Annotated in this window: 19 protein-coding genes and 1 other annotated feature; of the genes, 6 read left to right on the plus strand and 13 right to left on the minus strand. The window is 41.7% G+C overall.

The window, feature by feature from the left end:
• Nucleotides 1-18 precede the first annotated feature (18 nt).
• The 3 genes from LF822_RS18120 (at nt 19) to LF822_RS18130 (ending at nt 2301) form a co-directional block, all read left to right on the plus strand.
• Nucleotides 19-819: a DUF4397 domain-containing protein gene (locus LF822_RS18120; RefSeq protein ID WP_253925510.1), complete on the plus strand. Its 801-nt coding sequence runs from the start codon at nt 19-21 to the stop codon at nt 817-819.
• Nucleotides 820-821: 2 nt separating this feature from the next.
• Nucleotides 822-1475 carry a class F sortase gene (locus LF822_RS18125; RefSeq protein ID WP_253925511.1) on the plus strand — a complete coding sequence of 218 codons (654 nt, stop codon included), beginning with the start codon at nt 822-824 and terminating at the stop codon, nt 1473-1475.
• Between the two features lie 274 nt (nt 1476-1749).
• Nucleotides 1750-2301 (plus strand): GNAT family N-acetyltransferase, encoded by a 552-nt coding sequence (locus LF822_RS18130; RefSeq protein ID WP_253925512.1) that lies wholly within the window; start codon nt 1750-1752, stop codon nt 2299-2301.
• 19 nt (nt 2302-2320) lie between these two features.
• Here LF822_RS18130 and LF822_RS18135 read toward each other — a convergent pair whose 3' ends face one another.
• Nucleotides 2321-2986: an RsiV family protein gene (locus LF822_RS18135; protein ID WP_253925513.1), complete on the minus strand. Its 666-nt coding sequence runs from the start codon at nt 2984-2986 to the stop codon at nt 2321-2323.
• A gap of 148 nt (nt 2987-3134) precedes the next feature.
• On the opposite strand from LF822_RS18135, the gene LF822_RS18140 reads away from it, so the two are divergent.
• Nucleotides 3135-3950 (plus strand): GNAT family N-acetyltransferase, encoded by an 816-nt coding sequence (locus LF822_RS18140; RefSeq protein ID WP_253925514.1) that lies wholly within the window; start codon nt 3135-3137, stop codon nt 3948-3950.
• A 31-nt stretch (nt 3951-3981) separates the two neighbouring features.
• On the opposite strand, the gene LF822_RS18145 is transcribed toward LF822_RS18140, so the two are convergent.
• The gene (locus LF822_RS18145) at nt 3982-4824 is read right to left on the minus strand and encodes a VOC family protein (protein ID WP_253925515.1); all 843 of its coding nucleotides are present in this window, start codon (nt 4822-4824) and stop codon (nt 3982-3984) included.
• Nucleotides 4825-4959: 135 nt separating this feature from the next.
• On the opposite strand from LF822_RS18145, the gene LF822_RS18150 reads away from it, so the two are divergent.
• Nucleotides 4960-5319 carry a Lin0512 family protein gene (locus LF822_RS18150; RefSeq protein WP_253925516.1) on the plus strand — a complete coding sequence of 120 codons (360 nt, stop codon included), beginning with the start codon at nt 4960-4962 and terminating at the stop codon, nt 5317-5319.
• Between the two features lie 288 nt (nt 5320-5607).
• Here LF822_RS18150 and LF822_RS18155 read toward each other — a convergent pair whose 3' ends face one another.
• The 6 genes from LF822_RS18155 to LF822_RS18180 all read right to left on the minus strand — a co-directional run bounded on the left by LF822_RS18155 (nt 5608) and on the right by LF822_RS18180 (nt 10876).
• Nucleotides 5608-6252, minus strand: coding sequence for a TraR/DksA C4-type zinc finger protein (locus LF822_RS18155; protein ID WP_253925517.1), 645 nt, complete (start codon nt 6250-6252; stop codon nt 5608-5610).
• A 119-nt stretch (nt 6253-6371) separates the two neighbouring features.
• Nucleotides 6372-7508 carry a bifunctional cystathionine gamma-lyase/homocysteine desulfhydrase gene (locus LF822_RS18160; RefSeq protein WP_253925518.1) on the minus strand — a complete coding sequence of 379 codons (1137 nt, stop codon included), beginning with the start codon at nt 7506-7508 and terminating at the stop codon, nt 6372-6374.
• Nucleotides 7505-8431 carry a PLP-dependent cysteine synthase family protein gene (locus tag LF822_RS18165; protein ID WP_253925519.1) on the minus strand — a complete coding sequence of 309 codons (927 nt, stop codon included), beginning with the start codon at nt 8429-8431 and terminating at the stop codon, nt 7505-7507. The genes LF822_RS18160 and LF822_RS18165 overlap by 4 nt, the downstream gene beginning before the upstream one ends.
• A gap of 23 nt (nt 8432-8454) precedes the next feature.
• The gene (locus tag LF822_RS18170) at nt 8455-8913 is read right to left on the minus strand and encodes an S-ribosylhomocysteine lyase (protein ID WP_253925520.1); all 459 of its coding nucleotides are present in this window, start codon (nt 8911-8913) and stop codon (nt 8455-8457) included.
• 3 nt (nt 8914-8916) lie between these two features.
• Nucleotides 8917-9558, minus strand: coding sequence for a class I SAM-dependent DNA methyltransferase (locus LF822_RS18175; protein ID WP_253925521.1), 642 nt, complete (start codon nt 9556-9558; stop codon nt 8917-8919).
• A gap of 145 nt (nt 9559-9703) precedes the next feature.
• The gene (locus LF822_RS18180; protein ID WP_253925522.1) at nt 9704-10876 is read right to left on the minus strand and encodes a DEAD/DEAH box helicase; all 1173 of its coding nucleotides are present in this window, start codon (nt 10874-10876) and stop codon (nt 9704-9706) included.
• Between the two features lie 129 nt (nt 10877-11005).
• On the opposite strand from LF822_RS18180, the gene LF822_RS18185 reads away from it, so the two are divergent.
• Nucleotides 11006-12193 (plus strand): M14 family metallopeptidase, encoded by a 1188-nt coding sequence (locus LF822_RS18185; RefSeq protein ID WP_253925523.1) that lies wholly within the window; start codon nt 11006-11008, stop codon nt 12191-12193.
• A 76-nt stretch (nt 12194-12269) separates the two neighbouring features.
• On the opposite strand, the gene LF822_RS18190 is transcribed toward LF822_RS18185, so the two are convergent.
• The 5 genes from LF822_RS18190 to LF822_RS18210 all read right to left on the minus strand — a co-directional run bounded on the left by LF822_RS18190 (nt 12270) and on the right by LF822_RS18210 (nt 17943).
• A complete protein-coding gene (locus LF822_RS18190) occupies nt 12270-12611 on the minus strand; it encodes a hypothetical protein (RefSeq protein ID WP_253925524.1) in 342 nt (113 codons plus the stop codon).
• Between the two features lie 373 nt (nt 12612-12984).
• Nucleotides 12985-14358, minus strand: a complete 1374-nt coding sequence (argH, locus tag LF822_RS18195; protein WP_253925525.1) for an argininosuccinate lyase — start codon at nt 14356-14358, stop codon at nt 12985-12987.
• Nucleotides 14351-15589: an argininosuccinate synthase gene (locus LF822_RS18200; protein ID WP_253925526.1), complete on the minus strand. Its 1239-nt coding sequence runs from the start codon at nt 15587-15589 to the stop codon at nt 14351-14353. Before LF822_RS18200 ends, argH begins: the two co-directional genes overlap by 8 nt.
• A 62-nt stretch (nt 15590-15651) precedes the next feature.
• Nucleotides 15652-15868, minus strand: a binding site (T-box leader).
• 195 nt (nt 15869-16063) lie between these two features.
• Entirely contained in the window at nt 16064-16393 is a 330-nt protein-coding gene (locus LF822_RS18205; RefSeq protein ID WP_253925527.1) for a four-helix bundle copper-binding protein, read from the minus strand.
• Nucleotides 16394-17199: 806 nt separating this feature from the next.
• A complete protein-coding gene (locus LF822_RS18210) occupies nt 17200-17943 on the minus strand; it encodes a class I SAM-dependent DNA methyltransferase (RefSeq protein ID WP_253925528.1) in 744 nt (247 codons plus the stop codon).
• Between the last annotated feature and the right edge of the window lie 129 nt (nt 17944-18072).

Below are 18072 nucleotides of genomic sequence, written 5' to 3' on the forward strand. Positions count from 1 at the left end.
TTTTAAAGGAGTGGAAACATGTCAAAATTATTTTCGATGCTGGGAATTGTCGTTTTGTTTATTGGATTGTTCGCCTCTGTTTCTTACGCTGACGGTCACGAGGATACCGCAATGGTCCGTATTCTTCACGCTTCCCCTGATGCTCCTGCAGTAGATGTGTACGTGAATGAGGACTCTGTCGTAGACGGCGCAGAATTTAAAGATGCTACAGACTACATGGAACTTCCAGCAGGTGATCACTCAGTGGAAATTTATGCTGAAGGAACAATGGGTGAAGAAGACCCCGTTTTATCTACGGATGTAAGCGTAGAAGGTGGAATGGCTTATACTGTCGCTGCAGCTAATACGGTAGACAATTTGGAATTAGAAGCATTTGAAGATTCCATGGAAGCTGAAGACGGGCTGGCGAAGCTCCGTGTGGGCCATCTTATTCCAGAGGGTCCAGCGGTTGATGTTGGTGAAATGGAAGGCGATGCGATCTTTTCTGGGGCTGAATTTCCTTCAGCTTCTGATTATGAAGATCTCGAAGCAGGTACCTATGACTTAGAAGTTCGTACTGAAGAGGGAGATCAGCTGCTTGATTTATCTGGAACTGAAATAGAAGAAGGGAATGTATATAGTGCCTTCGCTGTAGGGACTGCCGATTCTCCAGAAATTCTCCTGCTGCAGGATAATGAAGAAATGCCAAGTGAAATGCCTGCTACAGGAATGGGAGGAACATCTGAAACGGGAACAACCCCTGTACTATATGCAGGTCTTCTCGGAGTTCTAGCAATGTGCGCAGGATTGATTTTGTTTCGCAAACGCCAAGAAGCGTAGAAATGAAACCATTTATTGGTTCACTGATTCTCGGTTTCCTTGTCTTCTTTGTCAGCTTTCAATGGCTTCAGGACAAACCTTCAGAAGGGGCCAGGGTCATTTCAACTTCCGATTTTGAAGAAACGACTAAAGCGGAAAAAGATAATATCCCTCGAGAAGTAGAAAAAAATACTACTTTAAACGATGACGAGTCTTCCTATAAAGGCATTACCCCTGTCAAAATTGAAATACCTGCTATTAATGTCTCAGCCCCTGTAACGCAGGAGGGATTAACTGAAGAAGGCGGGATGGACGTTCCTGATAATGATAAAGACGTGGGGTGGTTTGAGCCAGGTACGAAGCCCGGTGATGCCGGGAATGCTGTCCTCGCCGGGCACGTTGACAGTTACAAAGGACCGGCAGTCTTTTTCGATTTAGAAAAACTGAAAACCGGAGACGACATCCGCATCCACGGGGATCATACTCTGCTAACTTTTGAAGTAGAAAGAGTGGTCGCTTATCCTGCTGACGAAGCTCCGGTCAGAAAGATTTTCGGCTCTTCTGATACTCCTTCACTTAACGTAATTACGTGTACAGGATGGTATGACCAGGAAGCCGAAACTCACCAGGACCGACTTGTCGTTTACACAAAATTAACCGGTCAAAAAGGTGCTTAAATACAGTAAAATTTAACAAAAAAAATTTACAAAACGCCTATTCCTTTTTACTGAGAAATCGATTAAAATAATCTTACTATAACATGTAGTAATGTACTTGAACGAAGGGAAGGCAAATGGTGCGCCACCAGCCAACGAGCTGGTTCTAGTGGGTTCGATTCCCACCCCGAATTTTTGTGAGCAATTGATGAAAATTCGAGGGTGGTTTGAACCTGCTGAACATGAGCTTCCTGCGTTCAGATTACCCTCCTCTAACAACAAGGAGGGATTTTTTATGCTGAAAAAGCGTGACTTACACGATGTTCCAGCTCTGTTTGACTTGATGATTGACCCTGAAGTTTTCCCGTATGTGCGTGATAAAGCAGATACCAGCGATGAATATTATTTCATCACCAAGCAGACTATGGAAGCTGAAGAACACGGAGAGTTAATTTCCCGGACGATCCTTGATGAGTGGGGCCAGCCAATAGGTACAATAAACTTATTTGATATTCATGAAAATAAAGGATTTCTTGCGACATGGATTGGAAAACCTTTCTTCGGAAAAGGATATAATAAAATAGCAAAGGAAGCATTTTTTGAAGAGCTTTTCTTCCAGCTTACTATTGAAGGAATCTTTATGAAAATACGACGTGCAAACGTCAGATCTTTAAAAGCAGCTTTAAAACTACCTTACGTTGTGAATGCAAATGAGCTGTACCCTGAGATTTATCAATGGATTAATCGTGACGTGGATATTTATGATTTATATATGATTTCAAAAGAGCAGTATTTGTTCCATTATTACGGAGATCAAACTTCAGAAGAAGAAATATTGGAAGCATAGATAACCTATGCTTCCTTTTTTAAACTGTTTTTGGAATGGGCACGCTCTTCTTATGCTGAGGTTTTTCTTTCTTAACTAGTTGGTACGGAATACTAATTTCGGGTGTACCGTATACTCCTGATGCAATTTCGTATTTATCAAAGACGAGAGTAAGCTTTCCATCGTTAATGTAGTAAGCAGTATCCTTTCTTACCCCTCCGAAGTTCTGCACTTTAAAGGTCTCCGGATCACGCGCTAGTTTTCTTTCCACCTCTACATTCAACTTGTCAAGGTGAGCCACATCTTCTAAATTCATGAAGACTCCCCCTTCTTTATTCTCAAAATTAATCGACCGCACGGAGGATGCATAATGGTCCCCTTTCGTAATGTTTGAAATGAGGATTACTGAAATTAAATCTTTGTCCTCTATAACGGAAGATTCGCCGTAATATAAGACTGGAATACCTACAGATTCTTCCCCTGCTCTCTTTACTTCCTCCATGGTCTCTTCAATCTCACTCTTTATCTGCCCGTTTACTTCCTGTTCAAGGTTTTTGTTGATCAGCCCGTCAAAGTTTGGAAAATCAATATGAATTTCATAGTCCTCCATAACGCGATCTTTATGCTTAATGCTATAAACACTCTCAGCCTGAGCAGGTAGAGCCGAGAACACTACAGCTATAATAATTAAAAGTATGGTCCTCATTTAAATCCCCCTTTTATTGCCTCCGTTTTAGTGTGACCACTTTTATTAAAACTTATCGATTTTGAAAAAATTTCTAATCTCAGTTGTAATTTTCATTATTTTTGGTAAAATTAATACAATTTACATAACAAAGGGGGGGGGAATGAGTATGATCCGTAAACTAACAATACAAGATGATACAGCTTGTCAACGCTTATTAGCTGAAAAGCCTGCCGAAAACTTGTTCATCATTGGTGATATTGAAAACTTCGGATATGATCAGGATTTTCAAACACTTTGGGGAGACTTTGACGAGCAGCAGGAACTCTGTGCCATATTACTTAAATATCATAACAATTATATTGCTTACGCAAGTGGGAACTTTAATGCTGAAGGTTTCGCCAATGTTATTAATAGAGACTTTGACTTTATGCAGCTCTCCGGCATTCAATCCATAACGGAACAAATTCTTCCTTACATCAACCATCAGCTTAAGAAAACACGGTCACTCTATTACGCGAAATGTGACAGCAAGAATAAGCTTGGACTGAACCTGGAAACTTCGCTCGTTAAATTAGCATCCGTAAAGGATGTGCCTCGAATTATCGAACTGCACGACAAGATTCCTGAATTTGAACAGGATGCCAGCCGTGAAAGCAGCATGATTAAAGGAATAGAAGGAAAATCTGCCCGGATTTATTACGTGCAGCAGGGTGAACAAATCATTTCCAGTGCTTCCACAACAGCTGAAAATTCGATGTCCGCCATGATTGTAGGGGTTTGTACTCATCCTGACCACAAACGTAAAGGTTATGCCAGTACTTGTATGAAACAGCTTTGTAAGGATCTGTTAGAAGAAGAGAAAATGCTTTGTCTTTTTTACGACAACCCGGAAGCAGGTTCAATTTACAAGCGGCTCGGATTTGAAGATATCGGAATGTGGACGATGAATATTTTTGATCCTGTTAAACAATCGGTATCATAAAAAAAAGCGATCTCAGCTGAGATCGCTTTTTTTAAAGTATAAAACGCATTTGATTTCCAGATGGATCTTTCACTAATATATAATTTTCACCACGCTTGCAGGCATAATCACTTTCCTGCAGAAGTTTTTCTAAACGAGCAAGTTCTTCAGCTGAAGCCACCTGTAATGAATATTCTATAAGTCCGGCAGCTTCAGGCGGGTTGGAAGGAACACCTGCCCCGGCCCATGTATTTAATCCTATATGATGGTGATAGTCTTGTGCCGCTAAAAACAAAGCTTGGTTTCCATGCCTGATTTTTACTTGAAAATTTAGAATTGAATGATAAAAATGAAGGGCTTCAGGAATGCTCGCCACATGCAAGTGGATGTGTCCCATTACCGTACCCTCAGGCAGCCCCTCCCACTGATTCTTATATTTTAATATGTCCTCTGCATTTAAAGGATCTGAAGCCAGAGGCAATGAGCCATCATCTTCTGTCTGCCACTTTTCTTTAGGACGGTCACAATACACCTCAATCCCATTCCCATCAGGATCGCTAAGATAAATCGCTTCACTAAAAATATGATCAGCTGCGCCTTGTATAGGGGCGTTTACATTAAGTAAATGGTTCAGTATACCCGCCAAGTCTTCCCGAGCCGGCACTAACAATGCAAAATGGTACAGCCCTGCCTTTCCTGATAATTTTTTAAACTCTGCACCAGATCGTACCATAAGCAGTACGTGCTCACCAACGCCAAGCTGAAGCTCTTCCTTTGTTTCTTTCAAGACTTTTAGACCAATAACTTCAGTATAAAATCGTCTCGCTTCCATTAAATCAGTCACTCGAATCGTCACTTCTTTAATATGGGGACTTTCCGCCGTTGAATAATTCAAATTAACATCTCCTAACACTTACTTTTTGTAAGTTGATTATATTTGATTACTTATATTTATTCAACAAATAAGACTTTTAATTAGTTGGTTCTGCGGGTATGGTTTTATAAATACGAAATAGGAGGATTTCAAGCAATGGAAAAATTAATGTTCATCCAAACAGGTATGGGAATTGATGTCCACGGACAAAACATTACCCATGCATCCATACGTGCCGTACAAAATGCGATAAACTCCAATTCAATGCCAGGGATCCGTGAAGCACTACCTGATCAAGACCTCAATAATATGAAAGTGAATGTAAAACTTGCCCTCCCTGCTGATCACGATAACCTTGATGAAGAAGAAGTAAAACAGGCTATCCCTTACGGAGATGTAAAAATAGAGAAACTGGATGGCGGGATGATGACGACCAGCGGAATCGTTCTTGAAGAAAAAAATGATTCCAATGATCAAATGTATATTGTCAACGCTTCTGTAGAAGTGGGCTATTAACAAGAGGCTGGAACATAAGTAAAGCAGTAATTTCAAAAAACAAACATTTGTATAAACGCAGAGGATTAGCGTAGTCAAAATGCGAAGACTCCTGTGCAAACAGCACGAGCCGAAGATTCCGGAAAAGCATTCCTTGCTATCTGAGGAAGCTTAAGGCCGTGCCCACGGAAAGCGAAACATTTTGACGGAGCGATAGTGTGAACTTCTTTAACATAAATAATCCGAACTGATTTCTACAAAATCATTCGGATTATTTTATGTTTTATTCAGTTTTCTCCCGACCTCTTGTTATTTATCCCATTCGTCATGTTCTTCTTTATACTTTTCATAATGAAGGTTATGTTCAAGGTGAATATTTTCATCCCCTGTATATCCATGGATATCTGTGGACACGAAAGGTTCAAATTCTTCAGTATACCCTGCCCCCTCATCCTCTTCCTGCAAAGAAGAGTCCTCATAAGTCATGCTATTTTCGTTAAATGATGCGGCCTGCTGGTAAGCATCAGGCTCTCTGTCATCCCCCTGATCAATTTCTTCCAGCACTTCTTCTTCAATACTTCTGTCATTTGGAACATGTTGAGCAGAAGCATATTCTTTTAATGTTCTTGCAGTTGGTAAAGCTTCAAGCCTTTCCTTTGGAATCTGTTTCCCAGTTACTGCACACACACCGTAAGTCCCCTGCTCCATCCTTTTTAAAGCATGTTTAATTTCTTCTAACTCTTCCTCGACATGATCCAGCATAGCCATATCCTTTTCCCGCTCGTACAGCTCAGTTCCAGAATCTGCTGGGTGATTATCATATTGAGATAATTCTCCAGAAGCCCTGTCACTTGCAAACCCGCGGTCCAACCCATAATGGTTATTTTTTATCATTTTTTGCTCAATTTCTCGTTTTCTTTCCTCAAGTTGAGCCTTAAAATGAGTGTAATCCATCGTCATTCCTCCTGTTTCATCACTTACCTATAGTGTGTCTAAGAGGATGGGTAGTATTCATGTAATGGTAATCAGTCGAGCTTCAAAAAAAGACGGCCACTATATGACCGACTTTCCCTTTACTTTCTCAATGCCTGTAAAAAATCTTCTTTTAAATCCTCAATATCTTCAAGTCCTATCGAAACGCGGATAAGACCGTCTGTAATTCCGAGCTCAGCCCGCCTCTGAGCTGGTATTGAAGCATGAGTCATCATTGCCGGCACCGATATCAGACTTTCAACTGCGCCAAGACTTTCAGCTAACGTAAAGTATTTCACATTGCGCAGCACCTGACCGGCTCTCTCCCCGCTGCCGACATCAAATGAAATCATACCGCCGTATCCGCCTGCCTGAGTTTCGTGAACTTGCCTGCCTTTATGATTTTTCAAGCCAGGATAATAAATCGTTGTAACCTCGGATAGAGTTTCAAGAAATTCTACAAAGCTTTTTGTATTACTTTCAATTTCTTCCATTCGTACTCCAAGCGTCTTAATACCACGCATAAGGAGCCATGAATCCTGTGGGCCCAGCACCCCGCCTGTAGAATTCATAACAAAGTGGACATCTTCTGCAGTCTTTTCTGAATTTACAACAACAAGCCCTGCAACGACATCACTATGACCACCTAAATATTTGGTCGCACTGTGAATAACAATGTCTGCACCGGCTTCAAGCGGATTCTGCCAATAGGGCGTACTGAAGGTATTATCTACAATAAACGTTAATCCTCTGCTTTTCGCAAGCTCTGCAACTTTCTTCATGTCCGTTATTTTGAGCAGCGGATTTGTCGGTGTTTCTACATATACTGCTTTAGTTTTATCTGTTATCGCCGCTTCAATGTTCGCCGTTTCACTCGTGTCTACAAATGAAGACTCTATTCCAAAACGGTTGATGACTTTAGAAACAAAGCGGTACGTTCCCCCATATACATCATCCGTAAAAATAACATGATCTCCTTGTTTAAAAGTCATCATTACAGCTGTAATCGCTGCCATTCCAGACCCAAAGGCAAATCCTGCACAGCCTCCTTCCAGTTCCTTAATCAGCTCCTCAAGAGCAAACCGGGTCGGATTACCTGTTCTTGAATATTCGTATCCTTTATGCTGACCAACGCCATCCTGTTTGTAGGTACTCACTTGATAAACAGGTACAGAAACCGCGCCAGTATGCTCGTCACTCGTTATTCCTCCGTGAATCAGTCGTGTCTTTTTCCTCATTGCTTACACTCCTCATAAATCCCCTGGCTTAAATAACGCTCACTGCTGTCCGGAAAAATCGTAGCAATTCTTGCCCCTGGAACCGCCTTTTCTGCTTCTCGTAATGCCGCTTCGAATGCAGCACCGGACGAGCTGGCTGCAAGCAGTCCTTCATTCAAAGCCAGCTCCTTTAAACGTTGAAAAGCAATTTTGTCCGAAACTGTATGAACAGCGTCAAAATAACTGTCATCCATATAAGAAGGTAAAAATTCCATACCGATTCCTTCTGTTCGATGAGGACCAGGTTTTCCTCCATTTAAAATCGATCCTTCAGGTTCTACGATTACTGTTTTTATCAAAGGGTTCTGCTCTTTTAAATAACGGGCAGTACCCATAAATGTACCGCCAGTTCCTGCTCCTGCAACAAATATATCAATCTGCCCGTTTAAATCATTGTAAATTTCCGGTGCCAGCGTGTCGTAGTACGTATTGGGATTCGCCATATTGTGAAATTGCTGAGGACTAAAAGCATCAGGAATTTCATCACAAAGCTGCTCAGCCTTTTTGATTGCTCCGATCATTCCTTCAGCAGTAGGTGTATGAACAATTTGCGCACCCAGAGCTTTCATCAACGATTGCTTTTCTATACTGAACTTCTTCGGAATAACGAACAGCACTTTAAAACCTTTTCCGATTGCAGCCAGGGCCAGGCCTATGCCTGTATTGCCTGCAGTCGGTTCCACAATTGTGCTGCCTCGTTTCAACAGCCCGCGGGCCAATGCATCTTCAATCAATTTTAAACCCAGACGGTCCTTGACACTGCCGCCTGGGTTCATAAATTCGAGCTTTGCAAAAATGCGCGCTTGATTAGGAATCGCAGAGTGTGTCAATTCAATCATCGGTGTCTGACCGACAAGTGATTGAACGTTCGTAACGTATCCCATCGGATTTCCTCACCTTCTAATATTTAAAAGACTTCTGTCCATTCATCTCGTTTCTCAAGCAATTCACGAGCAAGTTCCTTCGCACCCTCTAAGCTGTGGCTCGCTGCAAAACCGCACTGGACTTCATTGCATGCTGGTACTTCCTCAGCTACAAGAACATCATTGAGCGTATTTTCTAATACATTTAATACATTTTCGTAGCTGTCATCATTTAGAACAGCGAGGTAGAAGCCGGTCTGGCAGCCCATGGGTCCAATATCAATGACACGATCATGGTGGTCACGGCTTTTCTCTGCCATTAAATGCTCCAGCGAGTGAAGAGAAGGCATTTCCATATGCTCTTTGTTCGGCTGCTTCAAGCGGATATCATATTTAAAAATTTTGTCTCCATGATCACCCTCTGTTACTCCTACCAGCCGGACATAAGGGGCTTTCACTTTTGTGTGGTCAAGGTTAAAACTTTCAACGTTCATTTGCGGCATACATCATTCTCCTTTTCCCGCCTGGATCAGCCAGGCATATTTGTTTAATGGTTTAAATGTTACTTTAAATCCAAGCTGCAGAAACATGTGCTCAAGGTCCTCCAGGTAAGGATAATACTCCTCTCTTAAGTCTTGGGCTAAATTCATAAATCCTTTGTCTTCTGCTTCTTTAATCATCTGCAGCTTATAATTCTCATCTTTAAACAATGTATCAATGAAAATAAGTTCTCCATTTGGTTCCAGTTTATCATAATATGTCTTTAAGGCTAACCTTTTCTCTTGATCATTAAGGTGGTGAAAAGCAAACGAGCTTACAATTGAACGAACCGGCATTTGCAGCATCGGAAAATGGATAAAATCACCCGCATACACAGCAGCTTCCGGACATTTTACTTTTGCAATCCGCCTCATTTCTTCAGATGGTTCAATACCAATTACTACTTTATGCTGGGCAACTATCTTTTGTGTTAAATTTGCCGTACCCACTCCAAATTCAAGCACAGGGGATATTGATAAATCAGCCAGCTCCTGCAGCATAGCATCGTACCCTTCAAAGACCTCTTTGTATTCTGGATCACTTCCCGAAACCGTATCATCATAAGAGTCCGCCCATTGATTAAAAAGGTCGACAAACTCCACGCCCATTTGATTCATCTCCTCAAATTTACATAATTCCTATTGATTAACTAGGAATTACAACTTTAACTTATCATATTTCAAACTGAGCCTTAATGTTAACGATTTCTATAGCATCACATAAAAAGAAGCAGGACTCGCCCGCTTCTTTTACTTACCTGCGTCTTCTCCGTCGAGACCGGTCTTTCTGTTCCCTTTCCTGCTCTCTCTTCCCCGGAGCAAAAGTGGATACTGAACGACGAAGCAGCTTTTCACCTATCCCCTTTTCTATTATGTGCAGCGCTTGTTTATCCTTAGGTGCTGCAAAGGTAATAGCAAGACCTTTTCCGCCAGCACGTCCAGTACGGCCGATGCGGTGAATATAACTTTCCGTGTCTTGAGGAATATCATAGTTGAACACATGTGTTACTCCTTCAACATCGAGCCCTCGTGACGCTACATCCGTTGCGACTAAGTACTGGATTTTAGCGTCACGGAAAGACTGCATCACTTTTTCCCGCTTCGCCTGCGATAAATCACCATGCAATTCATCCACTTCAAAACCTTCAGCCTTTAAAGCACCATAAAGCTTACCCGCTCTCCGTTTCGTTCTGCAGAAAATGACAGCAAGGAAAGGCCGGTGTTCATTCATAATTTGTATTAACGTATCCTGCTTAGCCCTGTCCGTTGTTTCATAAACGAGCTGCTTAATTTCTTTAAGGGTTACTTTTTCAGCCTGAACCGTTACTTTTTCAGGTTTGTTCATTACTTTACCAGCCAGGCTCTTCACTTGAGCAGAAATAGTTGCTGAGAATGCGCTCGTCTGTCGTTGTGCAGGAGTTTCAGATAAGATCTCTTTCACATCAGGAAGGAACCCTGCTTCGAGCATTTGATCCGCTTCATCTAACACAACATGCTTTACGCTGCTTAATGAGATAGTCTCTCTGCGTACATGATCCAGCAGTCTTCCTGGAGTCGCTACAACGATGTGCGTCCGGCCTAATTTTTTTGCCTGTTTGATTACATCTTGACCCCCGTAAACCGCCAGCACTCCTGTGTGGTCTGAACGAAGCTTTTCCAGTTCCTTCGTGATTTGCAGAGCTAATTCCCGGGTAGGAGTTACAATTAATCCTTGTATAGTGGGCTGATCTGTATCAATCATTTGTAAAAGCGGCAGTAAAAAGGCGAGTGTTTTACCTGTACCTGTCTGAGCTTCAGCCATGACATCTTGTCCATCAAGCAGCAGTGGTATCGCTTTTTCCTGAACAGGAGTAGGTTCTGTCAGCCCAAGTTTTTTCAATTTGAGTCCCAATGTTTCATTTATACCTATATTCTTAAAGGTTGTCATTTCTCTTCACTTCTTTCTAATATGCGTCCATCTCCTTATTGTAACGGACACATTAATTAATGAACATTTTTATTTTAGAAAAACCATATAATATTGATAATATCAATGATTCAGGGAGGGCTGCAGTGCATGGAGGTTCAAGTTAGAAGCGGAGATACTTTATGGTCCTATTCCAATACATTTAACGTTCCGCTCCCCCTCATTATTCATTCCAATCCCACTATCAATCCATCTTCCCTATCCATTGGACAGACCATTCAGATTCCAGGTTACCAGCTTCAAAGCTATAACATAAAGGCAGGCGATTCTCTTTATAAATTGGCTTCAACCCAACGCTCCTCGATCGACAGCTTATTATTAGTCAACCCAAATACAAACCCGAGAGCACTGCAAATCGGGCAGAGCATTCAAATTCCATCAAGAGTTACTTCAACGATTATTAACCCCAGACAAAATTATGACTCTCAAGTTTTAGCTGCTGATTTAGAAAACTTAGCTGATCTCTATCCTTTTATGAGAATGCGGACAATTGGCAAAAGTGTAATGGGAAAAGACTTGATTGAAATTCAAATAGGCAGAGGTGAGAAAGTAGTTCATTGGAATGGTGCTTTTCATGCCCAGGAATGGATTACCTCTGCTGTCATTATGGAATTTGTTAATAACTACTTATTAGCTCTTACAAATAATGAAGCAATCCGGGGACATATGATGTACCCTTTCTACGATCAAATCACTTTATCGATTGTTCCAATGGTGGACCCCGACGGCGTTGATCTTGGTTTACACGGTCCGCCAGAAGGAGAGTTTGGCGAAGAAGCCTTGCGTATTAATGGCGGAAATAGGGATTTCAGGGGGTGGAAAGCGAATATCCGCGGGGTTGACTTAAATAACCAGTATCCAGCTAACTGGGAAATAGAAGCAGAACGAAAACCAAAACAACCCGCCCCGAGGGATTTTCCAGGATACGCGCCCTTGACAGAACCAGAAAGCATCGCCATGGCAGAATTAGCAGCACAATTGAATTTCGAAAAATTACTGGCTTTTCATACACAAGGGGAAGTCATTTATTGGGGATATAAGAATCTGGAGCCTGCCGGTTCCCGCCGGATCATCAACGAATTCTCCCGCGTGAGCGGTTATGACCCCATCCGATACGTTTACAGCTTCGCAGGTTACAAGGACTGGTTTATTCAAGATTTTCGCAAACCAGGGTTTACAGTAGAGCTTGGTCAAGGAATCAATCCTCTGCCCATCACACAATTTGATGAAATCTATCAAAAAACGCTCGGAATCTTTTTAGCGAGTATGTACATGTAGAAGGAAAATTGTCTGGCTTGCTGCTCACTTGCCCTATGAAAAAAGCGATGATCCCGGCAAGGAGCATCGCTTCCTATCACAATTTGTCCTGATTCATATGCCCATGGTGGGTTTTCAATATGGCCAGAGCATCATTATATTCTTTACTGTCTACATCAAAATGAAGCAAATAGGTCAGGTGCTTAACCTCCGGCGGTGTATCTTCCCGTGAAGTGCTTTTCTCGGGATTGATCACGTCACTGAAATTGGCCACGCCTGCTGACTGGCTCTGGTTTAGTACAGGCACCACCCCGGTTAACCGGGATTCTTCAGGAATCGGCTCTACCATTTCATTTGTTACGGAAAGCTTCTGGAGCTCTGCCTTCGCACTTTCGGCATCGTTTTCCGTCTTGAAGTAAGCTTCAATATGCTTAGTCACCGCTATACCCACTCCTTTTTTTATTTTGTACTATCACTATTCCCAAAACAAAGGGAACTATAACCTTTTCCAGCACGTACAAAAAGACGCTGAGGCTTAAGTAAAGCATTTATGTCAAAAAAACAGACATTTGTATAAACGAGATTATTAGCGTAGTCAAAATGCGAAGACTCCTGTGGGGACAGCACGAGCCGAAGATCCCGCAGGAAAGCGCTCTTTACTTTCTGATGAATCTGAGGCTGTGTCCACGGAAAGCGAAGCATTTGGACGGAGCGATAGTGTGAATTCTTTTTAACATAAATAATCCGAACTGATTTCTAAAAATCATCCGGATTATTTATGTTTTATTCAGTTTTGTCCCGATCTTTCCATTTTATTTCAAATGTGTTTTTGCAAGCTTCAGTTGTTCCTTTACTTGTTCAAATCCTGTACCACCTTCACTGATACGGGCAGCAACCACGTGGTCAGGCGCAAGCTTTTCATAAATATCCTCTTCAAACAACTCCGAAAACTGTTGATATTCATCAAGCTTTAATTCGAGTAAATACTTTCCTTGTTCAATAGCATAAAGAACGACTTGGCCAATGACTGCATGAGCATCACGAAATGGCATTCCCTTGACGGCTAGATAATCAGCAATATCTGTGGCATTCGAATAATCTTCATTCACAGCCTGGCGCATATTCGCTCCCTTCACTTCCATCGAAGAAAGCATTGGAGCGAGCAAAGACAATGCCCCGTCCAGCGTTTCCATCGTATCGAACATCCCCTCTTTGTCTTCCTGCATATCCTTATTGTAGGCAAGAGGAAGCCCTTTAAGCAGCGTCAGCAGACCCATTAGATTTCCATAAATCCGCCCCGTTTTTCCACGTAGAAGCTCCGGCACGTCAGGGTTCTTCTTCTGTGGCATAATGCTTGAACCTGTGCAGAATGCATCATCAAGCTCAACAAAATCAAACTCCTGGCTGCTCCATAGAATAAGCTCCTCCGACAACCTTGAAATATGAGTTATTAAAATGGATGAAATCGATAAAAATTCAAGAATAAAATCACGATCGCTGACGGCGTCTAATGAGTTTGGATAAACGTTCTCAAACCCAAGAGCTTCGGCCGTCATTTTTCTATCAACAGGATAAGGCGTACCCGCAAGTGCTGCTGCTCCAAGAGGAGACCAGTCGATTCGCTTAATGCTGTCCTGAAGACGCTCTTTATCCCGCTCAAACATCCAGAAGTAAGCCAGCAGGTGATGCGCAAATGAAACGGGCTGAGCTCGCTGCAAGTGCGTATAGCCCGGAATAATAGTATCAACATGCTGTTCGGCCTGTTCAGCCAGTGCTTGCTGAACAGCTTCAACTAACTTAATAAGCTGATTCGTCTTTTCCTTTAAATATAAGTGCATATCGGTCGCCACTTGATCATTACGGCTCCTCCCCGTATGCAGCTTGCCGCCGACCGGACCAATTTCTTCTATTAAAAGCTTTTCAATATTCATGTGAATATCTTCATCTTCTACTGAAAACTCGACTTCATCATTTTCGATCTTTTTTTCAATGATTTGAAGACCTTCTTTAATTTGGGAGGCTTCTTCACCTGAAATAATATTACATTTGCCAAGCATTTCAACATGCGCTTTGCTTCCTTGTATATCCTGTAATGCCAATTTAACATCAAAACCGATCGAAGAGGTATACTCTTCGACCAGCTTATCCGTCGGCTTCGTAAATCTTCCGCCCCACAGCTTACTCATTCACACTCACCGGTACTTTCTTTGCTTTAATTTCCTTTGCTTTATGCACATCTGCATTCACTTTTGTCGGCAGTCCCCAAAGCTTAATGAAGCCTACTGCTGCATTATGGTCGAAGGCATCACCTTTAGAGTAAGTCGAAAGTTCCTCGTTATAAAGGCTGACAGGAGATTTTTTACCAACTACATTGTAATGGCCTTTAAACAACTTCACTTTAACTGTACCTGTAACTACCTGCTGCGTTTCTTCAACGAAGGCCTGCAGAGCCGGCTGAAGAGGTGAATACCATAGTCCGTCGTAAATCATTTTTGACATCTGCTGTTCAACATTCACTTTATATTGAGAAACCTCTCTAGTCAGAGTAATAAATTCGAGCTCTTTGTGAGCATTGATTAAAATCATTGCAGCAGGATTTTCATAAACCTCTCTTGATTTAATCCCTACGAGTCGATTCTCTGTATGGTCAATACGTCCGACGCCGTGCATACCACCTAATTCATTCAGCTTTTCGATAAGCGGAACAAGATCCATCGGCTGACCGTCGAGTGCCACAGGAATGCCTTGGTCGAATTCAATTTGAACTGTATCTGGTGTATCTGGTGTTTTTTCAATAGGATTCGTCCATGCATATGCTGCCTCAGGAGCTTCCATCCAAGGATCCTCAAGCACACCTGCTTCACAGGCACGTCCCCAGATATTCGCATCAATAGAGAATGGATTCTCTAAATTAACAGGAATTGGAATGCCTTTATCCTCTGCATATTGAATTTGTTCATCACGGTTCATGCCCCATTCTCTTACCGGAGCAATTACTTCTAATTCAGGATTAAGTGCCTGGATAGATACTTCAAATCTAACCTGGTCATTTCCTTTACCTGTACAGCCATGTGCTACAGCCACTGCACCCTCCTGCTCAGCAACGTCCACGAGGAGCTTCGAGATGAGTGGACGGGACAATGCAGAAGATAATGGATACTTCCCTTCATATAATGCGTTTGCTTTTAAGGCCGGCATGAGATAGTCCTTTGCCAGCATTTCCTTCGCATCTACCATGATCGCCTTAATAGCCCCAACATCAAGCGCTTTTTGACGAATGGTTTCCAGGTCCTTCCCTTCGCCCACATCAAGTCCAAGAGCAATTACGTCATATCCGTATTTCTCCTGAATCCACTTTACCGAAATTGATGTGTCTAACCCGCCTGAATATGCTAATACTACTTTTGGTTTTGCCATAGTAAATGCCTCCTTGTGTATTTCCTTATATTTTCCATCAAAAAAGTCCGTCTCTTCTATAAATAAGAGACGGACTTCGTATCATCCGCGGTACCACTCTAATTGTCTATATAAATAGACCAGCTCATATACTGATAACGGGAGCTCCCGGCTCTGACTACTGCTTCTTCACCAGAACTTCTCAGAAGTGCGTTTCAACGTATTTCGAATATCAGGCTTACACCGTCCCTGATTCGCTAGAATTCTAAATACATTTACTCTCTTCATCGTAGAATTATTTAGTGTCTGTTTTCTGTATGTTTATTACTAATTGTTTATAATTATACATAGGTATTTTTAAAAGTCAACGTGTTTTTTCTAATTTTTTTAATTTGTATTTTTACCCTAATGTTGATTAACAACATACGTCTGACAAGCAGATAACCCGTAAAAAAGGAGCGCTATGCCTGCGCAATCGCTCCTTTTTTAGGATTGCTATGCTGCAAGCTTCCGGCATTCTTCCGCGCAGGCAAAGCAAGCTTCAGCACACTGCTGGCAATGGTCGTGGTCGTGCTTCTTGCACTCTTTTCCGCACGCTTCACAAATTTTCGCGCAAGCTTCCGCAAGTTCAGCTGCGAATGGAGTTCCGCGAGTTAACGCTTGTTCAAGAAAGCTGCAAATATCTGCACATTCCCTGTCAGTGCGTATACAGTCGGCCATCATTTTCACATCATCTTCCTGAAGACATGCGTCGTAGCAGTGGTTACACGCTTCCATACACTCATGCAATTTTTCAATAGTGGATTGATACTTTAAGTGAGACATCTTCATCCTCCTTAGGTATAAGGTAGTTTTGTTACCTATTTTCCAATAAAGGGATAGGCTAAACCCTACATTATACTTCCCCAGGAAATGTGCAGATATTATGCATATGGCAAAAAAAATGACTATTAGGACAACATTTAAAATTGAAGTTATTTCCAGATGTTTATGCACTACTTCTGTCCAGCTTCTTCCAGAGCATTACAAGTTTAGAAAACATCTGTATCTTTATCCTTTCCTGCGAACATTGTAGAAATTTTTGTTGTTTAAAATGGTTAAAAAGACGGTATAACCTAATATACAGCAATTAAATCTATCCATGGAGGAGATTTAAGTGAAAATTAAAGTGAGCAGCTGGAGGATGTTATCAAAACAGGAACAGCTATACATCTTACGGAAGATCAGCCAGCAGCCTAAGCTATTAGCTGCACGTTAACCGCCTTCAAGTCAATCTCTTTTGGAAAGGAAGTCGCCTATCATTCTTTTATGCTCATGGAAACAGGGATGGGAAGATGGGTCTTTAAAATGAATTGAGCAGCAATGGTTTCACTAATAAAATTAACTAATTCTCCCTTGAAGTCTTCATTCACTAACAGCATTAGGACCACAGCAGCCTCATTATTAATAGAGAAGGCCTTATGTTTATCAGGTCCATAATAAATACCGAATAATCCATCTCCCTAATTTCAAATTTGTGACCTCTAATATTTCTCTTTTCACAGCTTCCTGTACTGCGTCCCCAGTTCCGCAAACCTGCAGGCAGACCTCATTCATTCATCTAACTTCTTCCAAAAAAGAATGCCGCTCCGTCATTGTCCTCCTGGCTTTACACAGGAAATCATAAGAAACAGCGGAATTCTTGCCCGCCTCTTGTATTCTTCTTCTGTGAAATAGAACGGATCCGGCTTGCCCTCTCTTACATCCTTTATTTCAAATCCGGCAGCATTAAGCAATTGAAAATATTCTTCAAATGTACGGTGATATTTAACGACCTGCTGCCCCATCCAGGGTTCACTCCGTTTACCACTGAAAAAATAATCATCTACTATCCAGTCTGTACGTCTGCCCTCTTTCTGCGCGCTTCTCATGGAAGCTGTTAAAACAGGATGCTGTACAGTAAAAATAAACCGTCCGCCTTCTCTTAATGCTTTATTAATTCTGCATAGGAGAGGTAATAAATTATCAATGTAATGAAGAGCCAGACGGGAAATCACCAGATCAAAAGCAGTTTCCTGTGAACACCACTCCTCCAGTGAAGACCTGACGACTTTACCAACAGTATTCTCCAGGTTTTTCTCAGCTTCCTTTAACATATTAGCGGAATTGTCTACTCCGAGATAAGTACCACAGCCCCGTTCTAATAATTGTCTCCCAAATCTTCCATCACCGCAGCCCAGGTCAACTACGTCTTTGCCAGCTACATTTCCCAATAATTCTACAAACACCGGCTCTTCTATCATTTGATTTGGACTTTCGTTACAGTTTCTTTTGTTTAAGTATGAAGAAAAAAATTCAATCTGATCATACACGGAAGCCCCCTCAAATTCCTTCAATTAACACCCTCCTCTTTACTCACCTTTCCTCTTATTCGACAACCAGCTTGTAATCCCTTCCAAATATGATTGAAAAGTTAATCAACATATTTGTCACACTCCTCTTCTAGGAGTATAATTTTTCATTAG

The sequence above is a fragment of the Halobacillus sp. A5 genome (genome assembly GCF_024189315.1).
Taxonomy (GTDB): domain Bacteria; phylum Bacillota; class Bacilli; order Bacillales; family Halobacillaceae; genus Halobacillus_A.

What these genes read in the sequence shown, in the direction of transcription:
- LF822_RS18120 (WP_253925510.1), top strand. Translation starts at nt 19, where the DNA reads ATGTCAAAATTATTTTCGATGCTGGGAATTGTCGTTTTGTTTATTGGA.
- LF822_RS18125 (WP_253925511.1), top strand. Translation starts at nt 822, where the DNA reads ATGAAACCATTTATTGGTTCACTGATTCTCGGTTTCCTTGTCTTCTTT.
- LF822_RS18130 (WP_253925512.1), top strand. Translation starts at nt 1,750, where the DNA reads ATGCTGAAAAAGCGTGACTTACACGATGTTCCAGCTCTGTTTGACTTG.
- LF822_RS18135 (WP_253925513.1), bottom strand. Translation starts at nt 2,986, where the DNA reads ATGAGGACCATACTTTTAATTATTATAGCTGTAGTGTTCTCGGCTCTA.
- LF822_RS18140 (WP_253925514.1), top strand. Translation starts at nt 3,135, where the DNA reads ATGATCCGTAAACTAACAATACAAGATGATACAGCTTGTCAACGCTTA.
- LF822_RS18150 (WP_253925516.1), top strand. Translation starts at nt 4,960, where the DNA reads ATGGAAAAATTAATGTTCATCCAAACAGGTATGGGAATTGATGTCCAC.
- LF822_RS18155 (WP_253925517.1), bottom strand. Translation starts at nt 6,252, where the DNA reads ATGGATTACACTCATTTTAAGGCTCAACTTGAGGAAAGAAAACGAGAA.
- LF822_RS18160 (WP_253925518.1), bottom strand. Translation starts at nt 7,508, where the DNA reads ATGAGGAAAAAGACACGACTGATTCACGGAGGAATAACGAGTGACGAG.
- LF822_RS18165 (WP_253925519.1), bottom strand. Translation starts at nt 8,431, where the DNA reads ATGGGATACGTTACGAACGTTCAATCACTTGTCGGTCAGACACCGATG.
- LF822_RS18170 (WP_253925520.1), bottom strand. Translation starts at nt 8,913, where the DNA reads ATGCCGCAAATGAACGTTGAAAGTTTTAACCTTGACCACACAAAAGTG.
- LF822_RS18175 (WP_253925521.1), bottom strand. Translation starts at nt 9,558, where the DNA reads ATGGGCGTGGAGTTTGTCGACCTTTTTAATCAATGGGCGGACTCTTAT.
- LF822_RS18180 (WP_253925522.1), bottom strand. Translation starts at nt 10,876, where the DNA reads ATGACAACCTTTAAGAATATAGGTATAAATGAAACATTGGGACTCAAA.
- LF822_RS18185 (WP_253925523.1), top strand. Translation starts at nt 11,006, where the DNA reads ATGGAGGTTCAAGTTAGAAGCGGAGATACTTTATGGTCCTATTCCAAT.
- argH (WP_253925525.1), bottom strand. Translation starts at nt 14,358, where the DNA reads ATGAGTAAGCTGTGGGGCGGAAGATTTACGAAGCCGACGGATAAGCTG.
- LF822_RS18200 (WP_253925526.1), bottom strand. Translation starts at nt 15,589, where the DNA reads ATGGCAAAACCAAAAGTAGTATTAGCATATTCAGGCGGGTTAGACACA.
- LF822_RS18205 (WP_253925527.1), bottom strand. Translation starts at nt 16,393, where the DNA reads ATGTCTCACTTAAAGTATCAATCCACTATTGAAAAATTGCATGAGTGT.